Source organism: Erythrobacter sp. JB3-1 (assembly GCF_057364995.1).
Genome location: NZ_CP200289.1, coordinates 2,987,792 through 3,010,417 on the forward strand (window position 1 = coordinate 2,987,792; position 22,626 = coordinate 3,010,417).

General features: G+C 61.1%; 18 protein-coding genes and 1 tRNA gene. 5 read left to right on the forward strand and 14 right to left on the reverse strand.

The window, feature by feature from the left end:
• Positions 1 to 26 precede the first annotated feature (26 nt).
• A complete protein-coding gene (argJ, locus tag AC0V6M_RS14285) occupies positions 27 to 1,253 on the forward strand; it encodes a bifunctional glutamate N-acetyltransferase/amino-acid acetyltransferase ArgJ (protein WP_486139449.1) in 1,227 nt (408 codons plus the stop codon).
• Positions 1,250 to 2,068: an inositol monophosphatase family protein gene (locus AC0V6M_RS14290; protein ID WP_486139450.1), complete on the forward strand. Its 819-nt coding sequence runs from the start codon at positions 1,250 to 1,252 to the stop codon at positions 2,066 to 2,068. Before argJ ends, AC0V6M_RS14290 begins: the two co-directional genes overlap by 4 nt.
• A gap of 41 nt (positions 2,069 to 2,109) precedes the next feature.
• Here AC0V6M_RS14290 and trxA read toward each other — a convergent pair whose 3' ends face one another.
• From trxA to ahcY, 9 genes are all read right to left on the reverse strand, one after another.
• The gene (gene trxA / locus AC0V6M_RS14295; protein ID WP_486139451.1) at positions 2,110 to 2,430 is read right to left on the reverse strand and encodes a thioredoxin; all 321 of its coding nucleotides are present in this window, start codon (positions 2,428 to 2,430) and stop codon (positions 2,110 to 2,112) included.
• A gap of 76 nt (positions 2,431 to 2,506) precedes the next feature.
• Positions 2,507 to 3,040: a PD-(D/E)XK nuclease family protein gene (locus tag AC0V6M_RS14300; protein ID WP_486139452.1), complete on the reverse strand. Its 534-nt coding sequence runs from the start codon at positions 3,038 to 3,040 to the stop codon at positions 2,507 to 2,509.
• A complete protein-coding gene (locus tag AC0V6M_RS14305) occupies positions 2,995 to 6,006 on the reverse strand; it encodes a UvrD-helicase domain-containing protein (protein WP_486139454.1) in 3,012 nt (1,003 codons plus the stop codon). The genes AC0V6M_RS14300 and AC0V6M_RS14305 overlap by 46 nt, the downstream gene beginning before the upstream one ends.
• Positions 6,003 to 9,020 carry a double-strand break repair protein AddB gene (gene addB / locus AC0V6M_RS14310; RefSeq protein ID WP_486139455.1) on the reverse strand — a complete coding sequence of 1,006 codons (3,018 nt, stop codon included), beginning with the start codon at positions 9,018 to 9,020 and terminating at the stop codon, positions 6,003 to 6,005. Before addB ends, AC0V6M_RS14305 begins: the two co-directional genes overlap by 4 nt.
• Complete coding sequence (locus tag AC0V6M_RS14315) at positions 9,013 to 9,735, reverse strand: nucleotidyltransferase family protein (RefSeq protein ID WP_486139456.1); 723 nt, start codon at positions 9,733 to 9,735, stop codon at positions 9,013 to 9,015. Before AC0V6M_RS14315 ends, addB begins: the two co-directional genes overlap by 8 nt.
• The gene (locus AC0V6M_RS14320; protein WP_486139458.1) at positions 9,732 to 10,727 is read right to left on the reverse strand and encodes an aminoglycoside phosphotransferase family protein; all 996 of its coding nucleotides are present in this window, start codon (positions 10,725 to 10,727) and stop codon (positions 9,732 to 9,734) included. The genes AC0V6M_RS14315 and AC0V6M_RS14320 overlap by 4 nt, the downstream gene beginning before the upstream one ends.
• Positions 10,724 to 11,179: a tRNA (adenosine(37)-N6)-threonylcarbamoyltransferase complex ATPase subunit type 1 TsaE gene (tsaE, locus tag AC0V6M_RS14325; protein ID WP_486139657.1), complete on the reverse strand. Its 456-nt coding sequence runs from the start codon at positions 11,177 to 11,179 to the stop codon at positions 10,724 to 10,726. Before tsaE ends, AC0V6M_RS14320 begins: the two co-directional genes overlap by 4 nt.
• Positions 11,180 to 11,192: 13 nt before the next feature.
• Positions 11,193 to 13,520: a sensor histidine kinase gene (locus AC0V6M_RS14330; RefSeq protein ID WP_486139459.1), complete on the reverse strand. Its 2,328-nt coding sequence runs from the start codon at positions 13,518 to 13,520 to the stop codon at positions 11,193 to 11,195.
• A 113-nt stretch (positions 13,521 to 13,633) separates the two neighbouring features.
• Positions 13,634 to 15,052, reverse strand: a complete 1,419-nt coding sequence (ahcY, locus tag AC0V6M_RS14335) for an adenosylhomocysteinase (RefSeq protein WP_486139460.1) — start codon at positions 15,050 to 15,052, stop codon at positions 13,634 to 13,636.
• 407 nt (positions 15,053 to 15,459) lie between these two features.
• Between ahcY and AC0V6M_RS14340 the strand changes: the two genes are divergently transcribed.
• Positions 15,460 to 15,939 (forward strand): redoxin family protein, encoded by a 480-nt coding sequence (locus AC0V6M_RS14340; RefSeq protein ID WP_486139461.1) that lies wholly within the window; start codon positions 15,460 to 15,462, stop codon positions 15,937 to 15,939.
• Positions 15,940 to 16,041: 102 nt separating this feature from the next.
• Here AC0V6M_RS14340 and AC0V6M_RS14345 read toward each other — a convergent pair whose 3' ends face one another.
• From AC0V6M_RS14345 to AC0V6M_RS14360, 4 genes are all read right to left on the reverse strand, one after another.
• On the reverse strand, positions 16,042 to 18,606 hold the full coding sequence (locus tag AC0V6M_RS14345) for a YadA family autotransporter adhesin (protein ID WP_486139462.1): 2,565 nt from the start codon (positions 18,604 to 18,606) through the stop codon (positions 16,042 to 16,044).
• Between the two features lie 433 nt (positions 18,607 to 19,039).
• Positions 19,040 to 19,657: a GTP cyclohydrolase I FolE gene (folE, locus tag AC0V6M_RS14350; RefSeq protein WP_472644898.1), complete on the reverse strand. Its 618-nt coding sequence runs from the start codon at positions 19,655 to 19,657 to the stop codon at positions 19,040 to 19,042.
• A 155-nt stretch (positions 19,658 to 19,812) separates the two neighbouring features.
• Positions 19,813 to 19,889: transfer RNA gene (locus AC0V6M_RS14355), tRNA-Arg, on the reverse strand.
• Between the two features lie 61 nt (positions 19,890 to 19,950).
• Complete coding sequence (locus tag AC0V6M_RS14360) at positions 19,951 to 20,346, reverse strand: (deoxy)nucleoside triphosphate pyrophosphohydrolase (protein ID WP_486139463.1); 396 nt, start codon at positions 20,344 to 20,346, stop codon at positions 19,951 to 19,953.
• 113 nt (positions 20,347 to 20,459) lie between these two features.
• On the opposite strand from AC0V6M_RS14360, the gene AC0V6M_RS14365 reads away from it, so the two are divergent.
• Together AC0V6M_RS14365 and AC0V6M_RS14370 are read left to right on the forward strand one after the other, a co-directional pair.
• Positions 20,460 to 20,645 (forward strand): Flp family type IVb pilin, encoded by a 186-nt coding sequence (locus tag AC0V6M_RS14365; protein ID WP_486139464.1) that lies wholly within the window; start codon positions 20,460 to 20,462, stop codon positions 20,643 to 20,645.
• Positions 20,646 to 20,760: 115 nt separating this feature from the next.
• Positions 20,761 to 20,925 carry a Flp family type IVb pilin gene (locus AC0V6M_RS14370; RefSeq protein ID WP_486139465.1) on the forward strand — a complete coding sequence of 55 codons (165 nt, stop codon included), beginning with the start codon at positions 20,761 to 20,763 and terminating at the stop codon, positions 20,923 to 20,925.
• Between the two features lie 149 nt (positions 20,926 to 21,074).
• Here AC0V6M_RS14370 and AC0V6M_RS14375 read toward each other — a convergent pair whose 3' ends face one another.
• A complete protein-coding gene (locus tag AC0V6M_RS14375) occupies positions 21,075 to 22,598 on the reverse strand; it encodes a M48 family metalloprotease (protein ID WP_486139466.1) in 1,524 nt (507 codons plus the stop codon).
• Positions 22,599 to 22,626: the final 28 nt, after the last annotated feature.

Genomic DNA, 22,626 nt, shown 5'->3' on the forward strand with positions numbered 1-22,626 from the left:
AAGCATTGCGCATTACGGCAGCGGCCATGGAACTTCAGACTTCGCCTTTGGCCCTACCCTTTCCCGACATGCCATTGATCGCCGGCGTCACTGTGCGCACGGCGCGTGCGCGCTATAAGGAATGGGACCGGGCTGATCTGACCTATGTCGAGCTTGCCGAAGGGACCGCCGTAGCCGGAGTGTTCACGCAAAGCGCCTGCGCCTCGTCCGAGGTTGAACTCGGCCGCGAAAACCTAGCCAATGGCTGCGCCCGCGCGTTGGTTGTGAATGCGGGTAATGCCAACGCCTTTACCGGCTATCGCGGGCGCGAAGCGGTCGAGGCGATCATGACGCAAACCGCCGAGCATTTGGGGTGCTCACCCGGCGATGTCTTCGTATCCTCCACCGGCGTGATTGGCGTTCCTTTGCCCAAGGACAAAGCGCGCGAAGGCCTATCCGCTGCTTTCACGGCAGAGGAAGCGGGCTGGGAAGACGCCGCCAATGCGATTGGCACGACCGATACCTTTGCCAAGGGCGCGTGCACATCAGCAATTGTTGGCGGCACCCGCGTGGAGCTGGTCGGGATCATCAAAGGCTCCGGCATGATCGCGCCCGATATGGCGACCATGCTCGGCTATATTTTCACCGATGCGGACATCGCCCCGGCGTTCCTGCAAGAGCTGCTAAGCGCGGCGAATGCGCAAACCTATTCCTGCATCACGGTGGATGGCGATACATCGACAAGTGACACGGTTCTGGCCTTTGCAACGGGCAAAGCGGGCAATCCTCGGATCGAGAGCTTTGACAGTGCAGGCGCAGATGCCTTTGCCGCCGCCCTCACCGATCTGTGCCGACAGCTTGCGCAATTGGTGGTTCGCGACGGAGAAGGGGCGAGCAAGTTCATCACGGTGCGCGTGAGCGGCGCCGCTGATAACGACAGCGCGCGCCGCGTTGGCCTGGCCATCGCAAACTCACCGCTGGTCAAAACCGCAATTGCGGGCGAAGACGCCAATTGGGGCCGCGTCGTTATGGCCGTCGGGAAAGCTGGCGAACCGGCGGACCGCGACACGCTATCCATCGCATTTGGCGGCGTGTGGGCGGCGAAGAATGGCCTTCCGGTTGAGGGTTATGACGAGGCGCCTGTGGCCGAGCACCTTAAGGGCGACACCATTGATCTCGCTGTTGACCTGGGCATTGGCGATGGCCGCGCGAGTGTTTGGACTTGCGACCTCACCCACGGATATATTTCGATCAATGCGGATTACCGATCATGAGCGATGACGGCATTAGCGCGCTTGATGGCGAAATTCGCGATCTGATGCGCTTTGCCGCGCGCGGGTCCATGCTGCCCCGGTTTCAGAACCTTGCCGAGGGCGAGGTTGAGATGAAGGGCGAGGACGATCCCGTCACCGTGGTCGACCGGGAGGTGGAAAGCTTCCTCACAGAAGCCCTCACCAAACTTGCGCCCGGAGTGCCCGTAGTGGGCGAGGAAGCAGCGCACGCTGATAAAAGCGTGCTCGAGCATTTGTCGCAGCAATGCTGGATCATTGACCCGCTCGATGGGACCGCCAATTTCGCCGAGGGCAGAGAACCCTTCGGCATCATCATCGCTTTGGCGGATGCGGGCCATGCGGTGGCGGGCTGGCTGTATGATCCAATTCGCGACCGGCTGTGCCATGCGCGCTCTGGCGAAGGCGCGTTTGTGAACGGCATCAAGATCACCGCGAAAACGACCGGGCAAGAGCCCCCCGTGGCGGCGATCTCAAAGCTGTTCCTCGATGAGGATCAGATCGCTGAGGTCGACGCAAAAATTGCCCCGCATTACACGCTGACCGACATTCCCCGCTGCGCGGCGGAGCAATATCCGCGCCTTGCTTTAGGCGACAATGATGTCTCAAGTTTTGAGCGTACGCTCGCCTGGGATCACGCCGCCGGTGTGCTCTGGCTCAACGAAGCGGGCGGCAAAGCGGCGCGGCTAGATGGCAGCGCATACCGCGTCGATCAGCATGGGATGCCCGGATTGCTCGGCGCATCCAGCCCCGCAATTTGGGATGCTTACGTCCAAAAAGTAATGGCGCAGCCGAGCTAACGACCGCGCCATCTACCCTACACTTAAACTGTCTGCCAGGCTTACAAAGAGCCTTCGATCAACGCTTTGAGCTGGCTCTTGGGGCCAGCACCCTTTTGCTCAGCGACGAGCTTTCCGCCCTTGTACATCGCCAAATAAGGGATGCCTTGCACACCGAGTTCAGCGGCAACGTCGGTGTTGTCGACGATATCGACCTTGGCGATTTTGACTTGGCCAGCGAACTCTTCGCTTAGCTCTTCCAGAGCAGGCGCGATCATTTTACATGGCCCGCACCATTCCGCCCAGAAATCCACCAGTACGGGGGTTTCGCTGTCGAGCACGTCGGCTTTAAAGCTATCGTCGGTCACATTGATGGTGGCCATGGAAATTCTCCTGTTATCATTGTTCCACCCTATTTAGGCGCGCGGGCGCACACTCTCAAGCGCTGGGCGAATAGCTTTACTGCGCCGTCCCCAAAGCATTTTTGTGTAACCCTAATTGCTCCGTGGATAGCTCCAGGATTTGCGGGGTTTGGGTGTACAGCACCGCCGCCCTTACTTCTCGCCCGGGATAAATCGCCTCCAGCGCGGCGGCATAGGCGGCCATCTGCTTGATCGTCGCGGTCGGCACATCCTGCGCGCTGTGCGGTGGGCGGCGCGTGGTCTTGTAATCCACCACGGTGATGGCCTCCTCGCTCACCAGCAAGCGGTCAGCCGTACCCGCGACCACGATCCCGCCCACGGTTGCGGCCAAGGGGACCTCTGCCAACGCATCGGGCGCGAAGATATGGGCAAACTGAGGATCCTCCAGCACGCGCAGCGCCGCCACCGCCATTTCAGCCCGCGCTTCCTCTGGCAAATCGCTCGCTTGCCTCTCCAGCCATGCTTCGGCGGCAAATTCCCGCTCGTCCGGTTCGACATCGGGGAGACGTTCCAGCAGGCTGTGGATCAAGACGCCGCGCCGTGCAGCGGTCTTGGCAAGATCAGGCGGCAATGGCGGATCGGCGGCCTGATCTTCACCAGCAGAACTCGGCGCGAGCGGACGCGGCGGGCGCGGCTCTGGCCCGATGGGCGTGCGTGCCCAGTCTGGCAGCTCAGCCAATGCCTGAGCATCATCACCCGCGCGAGCCTCGGGAAAATGCAGCGCGCGATAGCCCCATTCGCGCCGCGCGCCCCAGATCGGATCGGCCAGCTCCCCCTGTTTTCATCGCCGCTTTCCTCAGCGCCAAAGATCGGCGCGAGCCGGGCATACCAGCTGTCCTCATGCGGGCCCTTCTTCTGCCGTGGGCCCAGCGATCCAGTGATGAACAGCCCCTCTTCTGCGCGAGTCATGGCGACATACATCAGCCGCCAGTGCTCCTGCATCTCGGCAATTTTTGAGGCTTCCTCCGCCTCGCTGACTCGGCCCGCCTTTTCGTCCTTCGATAGCGAGGGCAGCGGCACCACGCGGCGGTCAGCCTGCGGTGTTGCCTCACCCAACGGTGCCTCATCCAATTCCAGTGATCCGCCCTGCCCCGGATTGCCGGTCGCATCGGCCAAGATCACAATCGGCGCTTGCAAGCCTTTGGAGCCGTGCACGGTCATCACCCGCACTTGCTCACCCGCTTCGCCCGGATCGCGTTTCAGCTCCCCCTCGCCAGCGTCAAACCATTGCAGAAACCCGGTCAGACTGGGCGCGAATGCGGCCTCATAAGCAAAGGCGGAATTGACCAGCTCATCAATCGGATCATTCGCCTCACGCCCCAACCGCGCAACCAGCTTTGCCCGCGCCTGCCACGGCCCGATCAGCAGCCATGCGAGCAAGGCCTGCGGCGTTTCATAATCCGCCAGCCTCAGCAGATCGCGCAATTTCTCTGCCGTCTCTGCAACAAACGGATCCTCGTGCCGGCGGACATGATCCCACAGGCGCACACCCTTTGCGCGAGGCACAAAGCTAAGCAGGTCGTCCTGGCTCCATCCAATAAGCGGGCTCGCCAGCAGATTTGCCAGCATCAGATCATCGAGCGGCTGAGCGGCAAAGCGCAGAGCCGCGAGCAAATCCTTCACCGCCAGCGGCGCGCCCAAACGTAGGCGATCGACCCCGGCCACCGGCACGCCTTTGGCATGCAGGCGCGCAACAATCAGCGCGGCGAGATCCTTGCGCTTACGCACCAGCACCATGACATCGCCCGCACCCGCCGCGCGCGGATTGCCGCCCTTCATCAGAATGAACGGCTCTTCGCGCGTGTGCCATTTGCGCACTTGATCGGCGATCTTGTCAGCCAACCTGCGGTCATGCTGCGCCAGCCAATCTTGCTGCTCGCCGTCCCCGCGCTCGCTGTCGTCCTCCTGGCCTGTCACCGGGTTCCACAAAGTCACCAAGCCAGCGCGCTCTTCGCCAATATGCGGCTTTGGCTCGTCCTTCAGGCCGAATGCACTCGCTCCCACCGCGCCAATCGCGCGGTTCACAAATTCGAGCACGGCGTTGGAGGTGCGGAAACTCTGCCCCAGATCGAGGTCCTGCCAATTGGGCACATGCCGGGCATCGCGCATCTCAGCGGCATTTCCGCGCGCAGCCTCAATCGCGGCGCGCACCTTGTCTTTGGCCAGCGCGAAATTCTCTGGACTGGTGCCCTGAAAGCCAAAGATCGCCTGCTTGTAATCGCCCACGGTAAAGACCGTGCGCAACTTCTCGCCCGCCGCCCCTTCCCCGGAGAAAAAGTCATCAATCAGCGCGAAGACAATGCTCCACTGCGCGGCATTGGTGTCCTGCGCCTCGTCGATCAGAATATGGTCGAACCGGCGGTCGAGCTTGTAGCGGATCCAGTCGGAGGCTTCCTTGCGGCTCAGCAGGTTTGCTGCAAGCTGGATCAGATCATCAAAATCGAGCAGGGCCTCGCGCTCTTTCGCCTCCTCCCAGCGCAGCGCGAATGTGCGGCCCAGCTCCAGTGATGGGGTGAGCAAATCAGCCAGATTCAGCAGAGCGCGGCGTTCCGCAATCAAAGCTAGAGCCTCTGCGATCTCTTCTTGGCGTGCCGGGAAATGAGGGTCCTCATCGCTCGGCTTTTTCATGATGCGCGGCGAGCCATCCGCCTTCAGCAAGGTCTTGCGAAACCCTTCGGCCTCTGCTGCACGCTCTGCCACATCCAAGGTCAGCCAGCGCTCGATAAAGGCGCTGCTTTCGCGCCCGCCCTTCGCGTTCCAACCTTGCAGAATGGGCAGCATCGCACGCAGTTGATGGTCTGGGAAGACATCTGGCGAAAGCCCTTGCGTCACCCAATCCTCATCCGCGTCCGCCGGCATGCCAAGCAGGCTTTTGACGCGCGGCATCATTGGCGGCTGCCACGCGCCTGCTCCGTGCCACATCTCGCGCGCACTGGCGCAGCGCATCAACCATCCGCGCAAAGCATCGGGGTCTTTGCGAGTGGCAAACAGGCTGACCGCAGCCAGCACGCCCGCATCCCGCGCTCGCTCCCCTTCACTGAGCATGTCGGACAGCACTTCGCGCGCGAGCAGATCGCGCTCGCGGTCCTCCATTGGCCGCGCACCGGGCAGCAATTCTGCCTCACCCGGAAAGTTCGCCAGCAGCCATTGAGCAAAGGCGTGGATCGTATCGATCCGCAAACCGCCGCCGGGACAGTCCAGAACGCTGGCAAACAAAGTGCGCGCGCGCGCCTGCGTCTTTGGGCCAATGTCTGCGCCCAAATGGCCAAGCTCGGTCGCAAGCGCCGCAGGCTCCAGCCGCACCCAGCGCGCCAGCACCGCATTAATGCGGTTCGCCATTTCCGCCGCGCCCGCCTTGGTAAAGGTGAGGCACAGGATCTGGCCCGGATCGACATCGGGCCGCAGCAGCAGGCGTAGAACTCGCGCAGAGAGCACCTGCGTCTTGCCTGTGCCCGCAGATGCAGACAGCCAGACATTGTCGCGCGGATTGACCGCATCGCGCTGATTGCCTGCCAGTGGGAAGACCGCGCCGCTCATTGCGCATCCTCGCCATCGGCCAGCGCGATGATCCACTCGTCGAGCCGCATCAGTTGATCATAATCGGTGTAGCCGGGGTAATCGGGATTTTCCTTGGCCACGAACGGCGCATTGCCTTTGATAAAGCGGCGAATGGCCTCGGCCAGCTTGTCTTCATGCGTGGGCAAGAACTCCTCCGGCGGCAGGCCAGAACGCTTGCCCGGCAGCTTTATCGGCGCCTCTTTATAGCCAAACTGTTTGTCCGCTTTGCTGCGCCCCATCGACCAATATTCGAACGTCGCCGCATCGCCGCTCAGCCCTTCGAAATCGCCATCGCGCGCGATCAGACCGAGCAGGCCAAGCTGTAGGGCATAGCCCGCCTCGACCTGCGCGGCGCTCGGCGGTGCGCCCGTTTTATAGTCCACAATCGCGAGGCTGCCGTCCGGCATTCGGTCGATCCGGTCGGCCCGGCCATAGACGCGCACGCCATCGACCAGCATTGACCCCTTGCGCTCCCACGCGATGACCTGGCGTTTTTCATCAGCCGCCTCATCCGCATCGATCCATTCTGCAAACCGCGTGAGCGCCGCGAGCAGGCGCGGTCGCCACAAACCCATAAACAGCGGATGGCATTGCTCAGCGCGGAAATGCGCCTCCGCAATCTCGGTGATATCGGCTGAGGGATCGTGGCTGCGCGCCTCGTGCCACAATTCCAGAATCTTATGGGTCAAAGTGCCGCGTAGGGCCGGATCGCTGAACGGGTCCGCTTCCAGCACATCGAGCGCTTTCAGGCCCAGGATTTGCTGCGCATAAAACTGGTAGGGATCGCCCAGCAATCGGTCGAGCGCGGTCACCGCGATATTGACCGCGCGCTGCTCGCTGGAGGGCATAGGCGCAGGCCGCGCATAGGGCTTTGCGCGCGGCACCATTCGGTCGAGCGCGGGCAGCATCGCGGGGATGGCATTCTCGCGGTGATCTTTCGCAAGCTCGCCCAGCAAGGCCTCCACCCGCAGCAAAAACCGCGAGGGGATCGTCGGCCCTTCTTTGTCGCGTTCGGCCCGGCTGAGCACCACTTCAGGCGCGCCCATCGCGCCGGCAAGGTCATGCGCGGACAGGCCAATGCGAAACTCCGATGCCGGCACGCCAAGCGCGCGCAGCACGCCGGGGGCAAGCAGAGGGTCCGGGCTTGGGCTTTGCGGCCAGCTGCCCTCGTTCAGCCCTGCACAAATCACCAGATCAGCGCGGGCCATGCGCGATTCCAGCAGGCCGTAAATCGCAACGCGCGGGTGCCCGCCATAGGGCGGCCGCACAGCAATCTCGTCCATCGCCTCGCGCAGGGCGCTGGCCAAATCCTTTGCTGCGATTTGCGTATCGGTGGCGCGGGCATGCAGGCGTATATCCTCCACCATGGCGGACAATGCGCGGCCATCCTCGCGCGCCCAGACGTCCTCACCCGCCAACGCTTCGGCCAGCACGGTGATCGTGTCGAGCGCATCCGCCAGCGGCAGCTCCGCCGCTTCACCGGGCAGCTGCTCAAGCAATGCCTCAACCTCGGCCCACCATTCGGCGACCTCTGCCTCGGAGGCAACGGCGCGCAAAGGCTCAAATCCCGGCGCAGGCGCAGGTCCGCGCAGCGCGCGTTCAAACTTGCGCAGATTGCTGAGCCAAGCGCCGCGATCATCGCCGCCGCGCACCAATGGATGGCTGAGCGCGCTGACCAATGCTGTGGGCGTGATCGCCCCGCTGGCAAGTTCGCTCAGCAGGCCGAGCAGACGCCCCGCCGGGGTCAGCGACAAGGGACGGCCAGCGGTGTCATCCGCCGTGATATTCCAGCGCGACAAATGCTGCACTACCCGGCGAGCGAGGCTGCGATCCGCGCTGATCACCGCGATCCGTTTCTGCGGCTCATCCAGAGCTTGGCGCACAAGCATAGCGATGGCCTGCGACTCTTCCTCAGCGGTGGCGCTGGTTAGCAGGCGGACGCCCGACAGCCGCCGTTTCTCGGGTGCCAATTCGGCCCAAGAAGAACTCGCCTCTGGCGGTAGGAACAAAGAGCTGATCGCGTGGCTGCGCACCGGATCTGCCGCCGCGATGCCGCGCCGGTGCCACGGGCGGACCTCTGCGCGGGCAATGCCCATGCGCCCGAGCAGCAACTTCAGGTGATACTGCGGATGGGTCAGCGCATCACCGCGCGCAAACACCTCGCCATCTGGCTCATCGCTTTGCCCGGCCCGGCCCAGTTCGTCCCATGCCTCAGTCGGCATTTGCAGGTCGAGATCGGGCAGAATCACTGCGCCATTCTCTAGATCAGCTATGCTGCGCAGCATACGCGCCAGAGCGGGCGCGGCGCTGGTCACACCAGCGGCGACAATTGGCGATTTCGGAGGGTTCGCGCGCCATTCCAGCGCAGCCCGATCGAACAAGAGATTGCGCCGGGTCGCGGCGTCCACCTCGCCGCGTTCGTCCAAGGCAAAGCGCCAGCGCGCCTGGACCTTGGCAAACAGGCGGATCGAGTCCTGCCAATGCTCCGCCAGGCTCGGCTCAAGGTTGAGGATCGTCTCATCGAGCAAATCCTCTGGCCGTTTTTCCTCAACCAGCAGGCGGTCCATTGTTCGCGCCAAATCGCGCGCCATGCGCAAGATCGCGGCGCCCGGCGGCATGCGCTTGCCGCTCGTCTCCAGCTCCGCGCGCAGCAAATGCGCCAGCTCAAACCAGCGGCGTGTCGGCTCCACTGCGGGCGGAATTTCGCCCGCGCCCAGCGGATCGAGCAGGCTGCCGAGTTTTTCATCAAGATCGAGATCACCCACCGCGACCATGCGCGGCATCAGCAGTCCGGCGCTGCCGGTCTCGCCAGCGTGGCGAATGAACGCTTCGCTGATCGTGCGCGCCGCGCGGGTGCTGGCGACCAACAGAGTGAGCCGCGCCAGTCCAAGCTCCCCGTCGGAGTATCGCGGCACCAGGCCCGCCACCAGCGCATCGGCAAAGCCGCGGTGCGCAGCGATGGAGTAGACGTTAGGCTCGCGGCGCTCAGCCACGCTTTAGCGCGTCTTCGGTCGGCGCGATCGCTTGCGGCGTTCCCACTTCGAACCATTGGCCAGTGAATGCCGCGCCGAACAGGCGGCCTTCCTCAATCGCACGGGTCCACAGGATGTTGGTCGAGAACTTACCCTCGGGCGCATCTCGCAGCAGGCGGTGCGAGATCAGCTGGATGCCAGTGTAGATGAAGGGAGCGATCCGGCCCGGCGCGCGGCGTTTCAGCCGCCCGATCTGGTCCATATGAAAGTCGCCCGGCCCAGCGAAATTCTTCGCGTTGGCGTGCGGCACCAGAAGCAAAAGAGCATCCATCGCATCGGGGTCCCAGCGCTGCGACAGGTCATGAAACGCATCGCGCGGCCCATCGAGCCAGATGTTATCGGCATTGAGGCAGAAAAACGGATCGGGCAGGTGCGAGCGCGCCTTGATCAGGCCTCCGCCGGTCTCCAGCAATTCGCTGCGCTCATCCGAGATCACCACCTGCGGAGCACTGCGCTCTGCCACATGCGCCTCCAGCGCGTCGGCGAGGTAATGCACGTTGACGACAGCGCGCGCGATCCCGGCATCCGCGAGCCGGTCCAGCGCGTGATCGATCAGCGGCTTGCCCGCGACCCGCACCAATGGCTTGGGCTGGCTGGCGGTCAGCGGGCGCATGCGCTTGCCCATGCCGGCGGCCATAACCATCGCAGTATCGCTGGCGAGAGGCTTGCCGCTCATGTGATTTCTCCGCCCATGGCAGCGCGCAAATGCTGCGGGATATTGGTGTCAAACCACTTGGCAACAGGTGCCAGCGCAGGATGCGCAAGGTCGCGCTCCATCGCCTCCCACACGCGCGGGATCAGCGCGGGATAGCGCGGCTTTCCATCGCGCTTGAACAGGCGGGTGAAGATCCCAACGATCTTGGCATTCCGCTGCGCCCCAAGCCGCGCATAATCGGCGGCAAAGTGCGCGTTCGCTCCTGCGCGTTCCTGATACCGTGCAAGCATCGCCGCCTCCAGCTCAGGCGAAACATCGCGCCGCGCATCCTGCAACAGCGAGACCAGATCATAGGCCGGATGCCCAACCAGCGCGTCCTGAAAATCGATCAGCCCCTGCGGCGCGCTCGGCACACCGTTCAGCAGCATGATGTTTTCTGCATGATAATCGCGCAGCACCGTAACGCCCGGCGCTTGGCGCTCAAGTAAAGGCGCAAGCACCTCTTCCCATGCCGCGGTATAGCCCGCCTCATCGACCGATAGGCCCTGCGCCGGGCAATACCATTCAGTCAGCAGCGCGGCCTCTCGCTGGTATGTTGCCATATCGTATGGCGCGAACGGCCCCGGTGGGCATTTGTGCAGCTCCACCAGAGCATCAATCGCACCCGCGTAGGCATCACTCTCGCTCGCCGGATTATCATCCAGCCAATCGCGCATCCGGTCATCGCCGAAATCTTCCAGCAGGACCCAGCCTGCCGCTGCATCGCTGGCGTAAATCTCTGGCGCGCGCATCGCGTTCTCGCACAGCCATTGCGCCACATCCAAGAACGGGACTGGGTCTTCGTGCGGCGGCGGCGCATACATCAGCATGCCTTTGGCCGGGCCATCCCCGCCGCTGCGCGCCAGACGGAAATACCGGCGAAACGAGGCATCGCCGGGGATCGGATCAATCGCGGCATCGCCCCACCCAGACTGGGCGAGGAATGCGTGCAGGCCATCAGGAAGCTCACTCATGGCAGACGCTCTAGCCAATCTGCGCTCGCTTCAATAGCCGCGATGCGCCCCTCATCCGCAGAATTTCCGCTGTTTTCTAAAGTGATCGACAAACACGCCGCCTCATTTCCAAATCCGCCGGCATGGTCGGGCCATTCCGCGATCAGAGCCGCACCTTCACGGTAGTCATCAAGACCAATCTCATGCCGCTCATCGGGATGCTCCAATCGGTAAAAATCGGCATGCACCACTGGCACACGCAACGGCGGAGCATCGTAAGTCTCGATAATCGTAAAGGTCGGCGATGGCACCTCATGCTCATAGCCAAGCGCGGCAATAATTGCGCGGGCCAGCGTCGTCTTCCCCGCGCCCAATCCGCCGGTCAGCGAGACCACATCGCCGGGTTTCAGTTGCGCCGCAATGCGCGCGCCATAGGCGTCCATCGCCGCCAGATCGCTCAAGGTCTCGCGCATCATCGCCGCGCCCTCACGGTAGAGTAATGATCGCAGCGGTGCCTGCGCCCTCTTCGCTTTGCAGATCAAACGTGCCGCCATGCGCTTCGATCAATTGCCGCGCGAGCGGAATGCCAAGCCCTTGGCGCTTTTCATCATCGGCGCCCGCTGTGCCCAGCGCGCGGGCGAGCTCTTCTGCGCTCATGCCGCGGCCATTGTCGGAGATCGCAATTTCTGCGCCCTGCCCCTTGGCCGCAATGTTGATCAGGATTTTGCCATCCTCCGGCGTGCCAGCGATCGCATTGTCGAGCAGATTGCCCAGCGCGCGTCCCAATTGCCGTGGATCGGCTTGAACAACGCAGCCCTTCTTGCCCCGCAGATCGAGGCCCAATCCGGCGGTGACAATCGCAGTCTCGCGCTCCCGCACCAGCCCGGTGAGGAACGGCAAGAGATCGACGTCCTCCTTGCTGATCGGCATCAGGCCCGCTTCGCTTTGCGAAAGGTCGAGCACGTTCTCAACCTGATCGGTCAGGCGGCTCACCGAGTCGATGATCGCATCGACATATTCGCCCATTTGCTCGCTCACCTCGCCCGCCGCGCCGCTCTTGATCAGCTCAGCAAAGCCGCCAATCGAGGTCAGCGGCGTGCGGAATTCGTAGGACATATTGGCGAGGAAACGAGCCTTTACCGTGTCGGCCTCTTCCAGCGCGACATTGCGTTCCCGCAGCGCGCGCTCGGCGTTTTCTGACGCGGTTATATCCAGCACGGTCAGCAAGCCATTGCCATCAGGCAGCGGCACACCGGCAAATTCCAGCGTGCGCCCGTCTTTCAGGGCAATCCGCCCGCCCTTTTCCTGACGATCCAGCGTCGCCGCGCGCACCACCGCGCTGATCGACTGCGCTTGTCCGCGCTTCGCCAGATTCTCTCCGATGGCCGCGATCAGAGCCTCTGCACTGGGATGCGTATCGAGAAACTCGCTGGTGAGGCCCCATGTCCCGGCAAAGCTGCGGTTCCACAATTGCAAAGAGCCATCGGGCGCAAAGATCGCCAGCGCTTCAAACAGGCTATCGAGCGTGGCCGCGCGGGTCCGCAGCAAAGTGTCACGCGTTGCCGAGAGCGAGAGCTGCTCCGTGCGATCCTCCGCAATCATCACCAGCCCGCCGTCCGGCATAGGTTGGGCGACGATCCGCAAATGCGTGCCGCCGGGCAGCGGCCATGCTTCTTCCTGCGTCTCCGCCGCTTCGAACCATGCGGCATGCTCACGCCGCCATTCGGGGAAATCGCGCACTTCCGGGGTCAGCTTGCGCTCGCGCGCATCGGTCAGAAAGCGATCGAAGGAAATCGAGCCGTCGAGCGAACCTTCGTTGAGCTCAAACAAACGCCGCAGCGGCAGGTTGGCAAAGGTTAGGCGCTCGCTCGCATCAAACAGAGCAACGCCTGCGGACAGCTGATCAAGCATGGAGCGCTGAGCATCGCGGTATGCGCTGAACTCGCGCCGTTCCTGCTCCTGCTCTTCAATGTCGATCGCATATCCCGCAACGCCTTCTGTGCCGAGCGGCAGATCGCTAACCCGCATACTGCGGCGCTGGCCGTGGATCGTGGCGGGCACGGTGCGCTCGATCTTGCCCTGCTCGCTCAGCGCTTTGCTGGCAATCTCTGACGGCGCTTCGCCATCGACCGGCTCAATCAATTCCATCTGCTGTTTGACAACATCATTGGCATCGTCCGCCGCAACCGCATCGACATAGGCCTGATTCACAAGTTGCAGCTTCATATCATCGCCGCGGAACCACATCGGCATGGGCGCGGCCTCGATCAGGCCGATCAGCGCGGCAAAATCGCTCTCCGCCCGCGCCGCCGCCCCGCGCAGCCGGTGCAGCTCTTGCTGGCTTTCGGAAAAGTCGAACACCCAGACGAGCGCTGCGCCGCCTGGGGACACTTGCGGATCGGCCAAAGCCCCTTGCAGCGCCAAGCTGCGCCCGGAGCCGGGCGGCGTTACAGTGAACTGAAAAGGGGCCGCGCTCTTTTGCGTCCGGCGCACTTTTTCCGACAGGTCGGCCAGTTGCTCAGCCGACAGCCCTGCATCCTCACCGCCATCAAGCTCGCTCAAGAACTTGGGCATGGTCTCCAGCCCAAACCACCGCGCTAGCCGCTCTGGCGCCTCAATCCGGCCATCGACCCGCACCAACAATGGCACCGCTGGCGCTACATCGAGCATGCGCTGCATTCGCCTCAGCGAGGTCTGCAAAGCGCCCGTGCGCCGGCTCTGGCCAGAGGCGCGCAGCACCAGCACCGCAGCGCCCACCGTCCATGCGGCGAGCACAAGGCCAATCAGAGCCAAAGCGGTGGGAGAAAATTCCATAGTATGCAGCTATGCGGCGCAGGGCCGCGATGCAACGGGTGGCGCATGAAAAAGCCCCCGCAAATTCGTATCTTTGCGAGGGCTCTTTCAAATTTATCGATGAGTCGAAACGATCAATAGCGGTAGTGATCCGGCTTGAACGGGCCATCTTTCGGCACGCCGATGTAATCCGCTTGTTTCTGGCTGAGCTGAGACAGCTGCACGCCAAGCTTCTCAAGGTGAAGCGCGGCGACCTTCTCATCCAGGTGTTTCGGCAGGACATAGACCTCGTTTTTGTACTCGTCCGCCTTGGTGTGGAGCTCAATCTGAGCGAGCGTCTGGTTGGTGAAGCTCGCGCTCATCACAAAGCTTGGGTGGCCCGTGGCGCAGCCGAGGTTCACGAGGCGGCCCTTGGCAAGGATCAGCAGGCTTTTGCCGTCGGGCATAGTCACCATATCGGTGCCCTCTTTGATTTCCTTCCACTCGTAATTGTCGAGCGCGGAAATTTGGATCTCGCTGTCGAAGTGACCGATGTTGCACACGATCGCCATGTTCTTCATCAGCTTCATGTGCTCGCCGGTGATCACGTCTTCATTGCCGGTTGCGGTCACGAAGATATCGGCGCGCTTGGCGCCCTCTTCCATGGAGACAACTTCATAGCCGTCCATCGCCGCCTGCAATGCGCAGATCGGATCGATTTCGGTCACCATCACGCGGGCACCGCCATCGCGCAGCGACGCAGCTGAGCCCTTACCGACATCGCCATAGCCAGCGACGCAAGCGACCTTACCGGCCAGCATCACGTCGGTTGCGCGGCGGATCGCATCGACCAGCGATTCCTTACAGCCATAAAGGTTGTCGAACTTAGACTTGGTCACGCTGTCATTCACGTTGATCGCCGGGAATGGCAGCTTGCCTGCCTTGCCGATCTGGTAAAGGCGCATAACGCCCGTGGTGGTTTCCTCGGACACGCCTTTGATGTTCTGAACGCTCTTGGTGAGATAGCCCGGCTTTGCCGCGACGAATGCTTTCAATGCGCGCTGGAATTCGATCTCTTCGGCGTTCGCTGGAGCAGGCATTTCCTCGCCCGCTTCGATCCGCGCGCCCCACAACGCAAACATGGTCGCATCGCCGCCATCATCGAGGATGAGGTTCGCTGTCAGATCTGGGTCGGCATCGGTCGACCAATCGAAGATGCGGCCAACATAGTCCCAATAATCCGCTAGCGTCTCGCCCTTGATCGCAAACACTGGAATGCCTTGGTCCGCAATCGCAGCGGCGGCGTGATCTTGCGTCGAGAAGATGTTGCAGGTCGCCCAGCGCACTTCCGCGCCCAGAGCAATCAGCGTCTCGATCAACACAGCGGTCTGGATCGTCATATGCAGCGAACCAGTGATCCGCGCGCCCTTCAAAGGTTGCGCCGCGCCATATTCCTCTCGCAGAGCCATCAGGCCCGGCATTTCGGTTTCAGCAATGTGGATCTCGTCGCGGCCAAATTGCGCCAGCGCGATGTCTTTGATGATGTAGTCTTGAGTAGCGGCTGCGGTGGCCATGAGAGACTCCTAGGGGAATATGAAATTGTTGGGTGCGCCCTAGCGCCCACCCGCTAGACAAGCAAATATAAAGTAATCTTTATATGTGATAGCGGCGAACCCCTAGCGCTTGACTGAGCGCGCGCTGCGGCAAGCAGGCAATAGCGGTGAAGTGGTGGGCGGCTGCGCGGGGGCGTGCACAGCCGCCTCCCTTTGCACCAGATAAGAATCCGGCGCGGGGGATGAGATCGACCGCGTTCTCAAATGAGATGAATGCGACCCTGTTTCAACCTACCATGGCCCCGCCGCCTTTACAGAAGGCTGAACCAGCACAGTAAAGCCATCTTAAGCACGACATAGCGCTTGAAGCTGGCGGCGCGGGCATTAAATCATGGGCTCCAGTTCACTCTTCAATAAAGGACAGCGCGATGACGATTTCAGTAGGGGACAAGCTCCCAGACGTGGCTTTGGTAAAGGCAACCGCAGAAGGGCCAGAGCAAGTTCAAGCCGCGGACTATTTCGCGGGCAAGAAGGTCGCGCTGTTTTCCGTGCCCGGCGCATTTACGCCAACCTGCTCGGCCAAGCACCTGCCTGGCTTCGTTGAAAAGGCGGGAGAGCTGAAAGCCAAAGGCGTCGATGAAATCGTCGGCACAGCGGTCAATGATGCGTTCGTCATGGGCGCATGGAACGATGCCGCAGGCAGCGGCGACATCACCATGCTGGCTGATGGCAATGCCGATTTTGCCGAGGCCGTTGGTCTGACCATGGATGGCAGCGGATTTGGCATGGGCAAGCGCGGTCAGCGTTTCTCCATGGTCGTGAATGACGGCGTGGTGGAACAGTTGAACGTCGAAGACGGCGGCGAGTTTAAGGTCTCCAGCGCGGAATATATGCTTGGCCAGCTGTAATCAGCCGGTCAATCCAAACGAGAAAAGGGCGCCCCGCAAGAGGCGCCCTTTTTTGTGGCCGAAACCCGAACATTTCGCCGGGCCATTGCTGTACAAGCAGGCTTAGAACCCGAACGCCACGCCCACACGGCCGCCAGTGGTGTTGCGGGCGGTCGAGCCCGTCACACCGCCAGAGACATAGACCTTGTTCGCAACGCGCGCGGTGATTGCACCGGCAAAGCCCTGCTCTCCTTGGAAAGTAGAGGCATTCAGACTGACCGAGACATTGCTATCCGGCACAATCATCGTCCCGCCAAATGCCATCGCCGCCGCGATCCCGCCGCTTGCACGCTGATCGAGGTCCTGCAGTCGGAAATCGAGATCTTGCACCCGTCCGCTCAAAGCATCGAACTGCGCGGTGGAGACTTGGGCAACGGCATTGAGCGCCACCCGCACATTGTCGACCGAAGCGGCGGTGGCCACGCTCTGACGGCCCAGCGTGCCGTTGGCATCCACCGTCACCGCATCAACCGGGCCAACCTGAGCGGCAGTGCTCGCATCAATGTCTCCAATGCGCACGCTTGAACCGGTACCGCCCAACGTCACTTGGTTGGCCGCCGTCGTTGTCGCTCCTGCGCCCAGCGCCGTTGCCCCATCTTGAGCTGCATTCGCGCCTTGACCAATCGCGCTTGCACCCACTCCGCGCGCATCAGCCGCATCGCCAATTGCGAGGGCTTGCACCGCCAGCGCCCGGCTGTTCGAGCCAATCGCTGTCGCTTGCTGCAAGGTCGCGCGGGCAGAGCCGCCAATGGCAACCGCATTCGCGCCGCGAGCAAAGGTTCTGTTACCCAGCGCAAAGGCATCATCGCCCCGCGCTACCGCATCCTCACCCAGCGCAGTTGCCCGAGCCGATTCAGCCAAAGCGCCTGCACCGACAGCCAAAGCGCTCACCCGCGTTGCGCTTGCGCCTGAACCAATCGCAATGCCGTTATCCTGCTGAGCATTCGCATCCGCCCCAAGGGCGATGGCTTGAGCTCCAGTCGCCTGTGCTGATACACCCAAAGCAATGGAATTGCCGCCATTGGCCGTTGTTCTCGGGGAGGGATCGCTAGAGGAAAATAGGAAGCCGGTACCTGGGCTACCCCCGCCGCCGTCAGCAGGTGCCCCCCCAATAGCGATGTTTCCTCCGGCTGTTGAACCACCTTCCGTTGTTGCAAAGCTTCCAAGAGCAACATCATGGCTGGATGCAGCCCGTGCTTCGCCGCCTACAGCCAAGCCCGCACTGCCATTGGCCACTGCACCGACACCAAATGCAGCGGCTCCAGTATTCGTGGCCTGTGCACCGCTACCGACTGCCGCCGAAACCGAACCGTTACCAACGGCACCTGCCCCAATGGCGACCGAGTTGAAAGACCCTGCATCGGATTCGCTACCAATCGCAACGGCATTCAGAGTTGCTGAGGACAATCGCCCGAGAGCGGTTGAATTGGCACCCGCGACAGCGCCTGTGCCCGCTGCCAATGCGTCGTTCTCGCTGGCAACAGCATCCGCGCCAAGAGCGATGGATCGATCCCCCGTCGCCTGCGCGCCGAGATCATCACTGTCGGATGTATCGCCGCCAATGGCAATGGAGTCTTCGCCAGTAGCAAGGGTTTCTGTGCCAAAGGCAATAGAGTTTTCGGCGCCAGCAACACTGCCTATACCAATAGCGATGGCAAAATCTTCCTGAGCCTGCGCCCCTGCGCCAATCTCGTTGTCGTCATCCCCAGCGCCAAGAGCAATCGAACCGGTTCCCAATGCCAGCGTATCTGAGCCTAGTGCTGTCGATATAAATCCAGACGCAATGGCATCAGCCCCGATAGCGACTGCTTGCTCACCGGTGGCCTGAGCGCCAATTGAGTCGCTATCACTGCCGTCCCCGCCAATCGCAATCGCGCCTGCGACAGTGGCGTCGCTTTGAAAGCCAATCGCGATAGCGTCGTCGGCCTGCGCATTTGCAAAGGCGCCGATTGCGGTCGCGTCGACCGCTGCATCCGTAAAGGCGCCGATTGCGGTGGCGCTATTCCCTGCTGTTACTGAGGCCGCGCCCACGGCAATTGCGTTGAAATGACCGGCGTTGGCATTGAAACCGACAGCGATGGCTTGCGTCCCCGATGCATCTGCTGAACCAATGGCGATTGCGCTTTGGCCGCCAGCATCTGAATTGCGGCCAAGGGCCGTTGCAATTGCGCCATCAGCTAAAGAGTTAAATCCGATAGCAGTTGCATTGTTGGCGGCGGCATTTGCGCCATTGCCAAATGCCGATGCTCCATCGCCCACCGCCCGAGTAACGATGTTGGCTCCATTGCTGTCTGCATCGCCGCCCACGGCCACTGCGCCATTACCATCAGCAAACACAGAATTGCCGATTGCCAATGTGCCCGGACCTCTCGCAATTGCGGCATCGCCTACCGCCGTTGCACCATCACCAACTGCATTCTCCGGATCAGCAGTAGCGCCGTTACCGCAAGCAAAAGACTCGTCGTCGGCTTGGTCATTTGCATTGCCGTCGGTATCTGTTCCCGCATCAGCCACCCCATTATTATTTGTATCGAGCAGGCAGGTATCGGCCTGTGCGGTTTGCGGCATGGCCATAATCCCGATCGCCACCGCAGTGGTGGCCGTGGCGGTCAAAAGTAACGTACGCATTGTCTTTCCCCTTCTCTATCCAAAAAATTCTGGCGCAGGCTTAGGGGAGCGCTTGCCTGCCGCATATACCGCGATCGCGGTATGGTGATCGCCTCATTCTAGGGTATGCTCCGTCGGCACAGCATACCCTGCGGTGCCGATGGCCTCGCCCCCGTCAGAACACGAGTTTGAAGGGCTTAACCCGCTCGCGCGCGGATTTTCCTACCCTTGCCGCTTGCGCTAGTCCGAACGAGGCTCTTTCCTATCGTGAGTGTGTCGATATCGGCGGCGTCTTTGCGCTGCTCAGCCGCATTGTTGCGTGCGCAAACCTCAAAAGTCACAACGTCACGTTGCATTTTGCGCGTAAACCTCTGGGAACAAGCGTTTTTGCGCAAAAGTCACAGATTCGAAAAACGCAAATGCGTTCCAGCGCGGCTCGCCGCACTGCTAAAGCCTAGCCATAACCCATCAGAGCCATAACCTCCTTGCGGCTGCGGTGATCCTCTAGGAAGCAGCCCAAGAGCCGCGAGGTGATCATGCCCACACCCGGCGTGCGCACGCCGCGCCCGGTCATGCAGCCATGCTGCGCCTCAATCACGACGGCAACGCCCTGCGGCTCCAGATTGTCCCAGATGCAGGCCGCGACCTCTGCCGTCAGCCGCTCCTGAATCTGCAATCGGCGGGCATAGCCATGCAGCACGCGGGCGAGTTTGGAGATGCCAACGACCTTCTTATTGGGGAGATACGCAATCGCCGCTTTGCCGGTGATCGGCGCCATGTGATGCTCGCAGTGCGATTGGAACGGAATGTCCTTCAGCATGACGATCTCGTCATAGCCGCCAACTTCCTCAAACACCCGGCTCATGTGAATAGCGGGGTCTTCCTTATAACCTTGGCAATATTCAAGCCATGCGCGCCCCACCCGCTTTGGCGTGTCGAGCAGGCCTTCACGCGCGGGATCATCGCCGGACCATTCAATCAATGTGCGGATCGCGTCCTGCACATGATCGGGCACATCAGGCTTTGCCATAGGGTTGTCGGGATCCATATCGTGATCGTGCAAGTCGCTCATTCGTATCGCTTTCTATTGCTTCATCTGATCCCGCGCAGACCCTTTGCGCAAAATCTGACGCGTGGCAAATGTGAAGATTGCAAGAGAGCGAGCCATCTAGGCTGGTGATGAGCCGAAACAAAAAAGGGACCGACCGCGTGGTCAGTCCCTTTTCATGGCGCACCCGGAAGGATTCGAACCTCCGGCCCCCTGATTCGTAGTCAGGTACTCTATCCAGCTGAGCTACGGGTGCGCTGGAGGAGCGGCACATACGGGCGGTGGCTGCGCTTGGCAATCCCTTTAGCGCGAGAGAGTCATGCTTTTTTGAAAAGCTGCTTGGCCAGCGTTACGTCCAGGGGCGGTTTGTCGAGCGCATCGATCTGCTCTGGCGTGAACCAACCGACTTCGCCGCCTTCCAATGCAGCGGGCAGGCCCTGCCATTTGGCGATTGTGTAAAGAAGAATGACAATCTGGCTTTCGTCCAGCGCTCTATTGTCTTCTGCGAATCCAGCAGGCGCGCAATCCTCTGGCTCAATCACAATGCCGAGCTCTTCGTGAAGCTCGCGAATCAACGCATACCTAGGGATTTCCCCCGATTCGACCTTACCGCCAGGGAATTCCCACAGCCCTCCATGCGCTTTGTGTAAAGGCCGCCGATGCATCAGCCACATACCATCTGCGCCCTGTAGAGCGCCTGCGGCAACAGGCATCCAGTTCATCCTCATGTCGGAATTTTTTCCATTTTTGTCGCCGCCATCAACCTTTTCTTAACGCGCTGCGATCATTTGTCTGTTCATCGAGAACGTAATTGACGGAAGTGAACATGTCTTTCTTTAAAACTCTGAGAAAAATTCGGAGCGACGAAAAAGCTGCCACGGCCGTTGAATACGGTCTGATCGTCAGTTTGATCGTGATCGCAATTTTGGGGGCTCTTCGCGCTGTTGCGGATGAGAACACCGGACTTTGGGCTACCGTACAATCTGCCGTTACTGAGGTTATGGGCGGTTAACTTTTTGGAAAGCCTACGGATTAGGATTTTTTCAATAGCTCATAATTAAAACCAAAAATGCTTACTCCGAATCAGAGTGGGCATGGGTATCGAAGACTGAACCAGGAGACTACAAATGAAATTCTTTAACAAACTTTTCGCTGACGAGCAGGGCGCAACCGCAATTGAGTACGGCCTGATCGCTGCTCTTATCGCTGTTGCTGCAATCGGCGCCATGCAGGGCCTCGGCACTCAGCTGAACACCACTTTCTCAACCGTAGCTTCGTCTATGGCTGGCTAAGTCGTAAGACTTATCGAAAAGAGAGCGGCGGGGGTTTCCCCCGCCGCTTTTTTTGCCCAAAATAGATAGAGTGCAGCTTTTCGAAGATCACAAAGCTCACAACCCTTGCATCCTTCAGCGCCAAATGCGTCGCTTAACGATCCGAGGCATTAACGCGCGCGAACAACCAGCTTCACTTTCTGTCCTGCCCGCACCCCTTCACCAGAACCCAAGGCGTTTAAAACCCGAAACCGGGCCTCTTGGGAATCGGAATAGGCCATGCGCCGACTCAAGGATTGAACCGAATCGCCTCGGCCAACAGTCACCACATCGATGCGCCGCGGGATCACTTGACTAGCCTCGCTTGCACTGACTCGCCGCATGGAATTGAACATCGCTGTAAACGCATTGCCCTGCCCCGCTGGCGTGATGGCCGTAAAGTGATAGGCCCGGTCGCGCGCAAACTCATAGGCGAACACGACCACATCAACTTGTGAATTGCCATTGTTGACCCGCGCCGTTCCATAGGCGGCGCTGATTCCATTAACGGTCGTGCGCTGGATGCTGGAAGGGGAGAGTTGCTGATCCTGTCCGCCTAAAGTCGTGAATTGCTGGCGCACGTAGCTGCTGAGATCACCGGCATAGGGCGCAAGGGTCGGCTGAGCCTGGCCTCCCTGACCATTAACATTAACCGCGCGCGATCCATTGACCATGTAAAAACCCTGAGGCGCAGTAAACGACAGTCGCAGTTCAGGGTGGATGAACTGGCGTCCTTCAATCACCCCTTGCTCGGGATCATCGCCATAAATCACGCCATCGATTCGGCTTAAGAATGTGTCACGATTGGTCGTTCCACCGGCGCTGGGACCGGCTTTTGAAAGGGCGGTTTGCACCCGGCTTGCGGGATCTGGGTGAGTCGACGCCCAGGCTGGTACGGTCGCATCACTGCGCCCCTGAAGCCGCGCATCAAGAGAGTTTTGCGCTGCTAGGCTGGCCAAAACCGTCCCCATCGCCCGCGTATCGTAACCCGCACGGCTGAGATATTCGATGCCCAGCTCATCCGCCTGCAATTCCTGGCTGCGCGAAAAGCTCAAGGTAAGCATCTGCGAACCCTGCAGAATGCCGCGACTGACAGTATTTCCTATCTGACTATCGCCGAGCAGCACGCCGGATAGCACCGCACCAAGAACTCCGCCGATCTGATTGCGCTGAGCAGCGCGCTGGCGGCGCTGGGAATGACGCGCGGCCACATGGCCAACCTCGTGCCCCAAAACGGCCGCCAATTCGGCTTCATTATTCATCAGGCTGACGAGCTGGCGGGTCGTGTAAATATAGCCGCCGGGCACGGCAAAAGCATTGTTTACCGAGCTGTTGAGCGTGCTGACCGTAAAGCTCGCGCGCGCATTGCCGAGGCCGGATTGCGTCGCAATATTCTTTCCCACCTGTTCGACATAGGCGGCCTGAGGTCCGGTCATTGCACCGCCAAACTCGGCGAGCAATTGCGGATGAAATTCAGCGCCTTGCTGCGCTTCGGTCTGAGTGATTGGAGTTGACGCAGAGGGGATTGGCGCCCCGCCCAAGCAACCCGAAAGCGCCAATGCTAATGGCGCCGCCATAGTCGCGGTCAGAGCTCGGCTGGAACGTATCCGGCGCAAGCCTGCGCGTTTCGAATTGGATGCAATTGTCTGGGGCATAGTGGTTCTCCCGGTCCTCAAAAGCAGC